This window comes from Paenibacillus forsythiae T98, from assembly GCF_000520735.1.
Taxonomy (GTDB): Bacteria; Bacillota; Bacilli; order Paenibacillales; family Paenibacillaceae; genus Paenibacillus_AQ; species Paenibacillus_AQ forsythiae.
In genome coordinates, this window is the sequence record NZ_ASSC01000820.1 from 1 (window position 1) to 978 (window position 978).

The 978-nt window shown below is 59.7% G+C and carries 1 protein-coding gene; it reads right to left on the minus strand.

Going from position 1 to position 978, the window contains the following annotated elements; genetic code table 11:
- Positions 1-978 (minus strand): ATP-dependent helicase (locus tag L692_RS0125095; RefSeq protein ID WP_025702659.1); only part of this gene is annotated, 978 nt, incomplete at both ends.

The window sequence follows — 978 nt, forward strand, 5'->3', positions numbered from 1 at the left end:
CCTGCGCCGCCGCACGCAGCGTTTTGGGCCTCCGCCGCGTGTTGCCCCGGATAATCCCGTTGCCAAGGCCGATGATGGCGGGTCCGGAACGGTAGTTGATGTCAAGCGTAATCACTTTGGCGTCCGGGTACAGCTTCTCGAACTCCAGAATGAACTCGCTTCGCGCCCCGTTGAATGAATAGATCGTCTGATCGTCGTCGCCCACGACCATCAGATTGCCGCGCGGCCGGGCGATCATGCGGATCAGCTCATACTGGAGCGCATTCGTATCCTGAAATTCGTCGACCATAATATATTTATATTTTCTTTGCAGTTCCGCGAGCAGCTCGGGCCGTTCCAGCAGCATCCGGTAGGCTTGCAGCAGCACGTCGTCGAAATCGATTTTGCCATGGTCCCGTTTCCACTGCTCGTACCGAAGCAGAATCTCCTTGATTTCCTTGTCCGCATTCGTAAGCTGGGGCAGGGTGTCCGCATCGCCCATATTCATTTTGCAGGAGGAGAGAAGGGCGAGCAGGCTTTCTGGCGGATAGGCGTCTTTGGGCAAACCCAGCTCCCGCATGATCGTCTTCAGCAGAATATGCTGGCGCCGCGTTTCGTGGAAAATCTCCTGCATGTCCCCCTGTCTTCGCAGCATGTACAGACAAAAAGAATGAAATGTGCGGGCCTGCATCCCCGAAATATCCTGTCCGCCGATTCCCGGAAGCTTCATAATCCGCTTCCGCATCTCCGCCGCCGCCCTGCTGGAGAACGTCAGCAGCAGCAGGCGTCCGGGAGAAACGCGGCGAACGGACAATAGATAGCCCACTCGGCATACCAATACGCTCGTCTTGCCGGACCCGGCGCCCGCCAGCGTCAGCAGCGGGCCGTCGCCGTGCCGCACCGCCGCGATCTGCGAGGCGTTCAGCAGAATGCCGCCGCGCTCCAGCGTCCGGAAATAGCCGGCATCCGGCTCCTCTCCGCGCACCAGCTCCCGGCTCC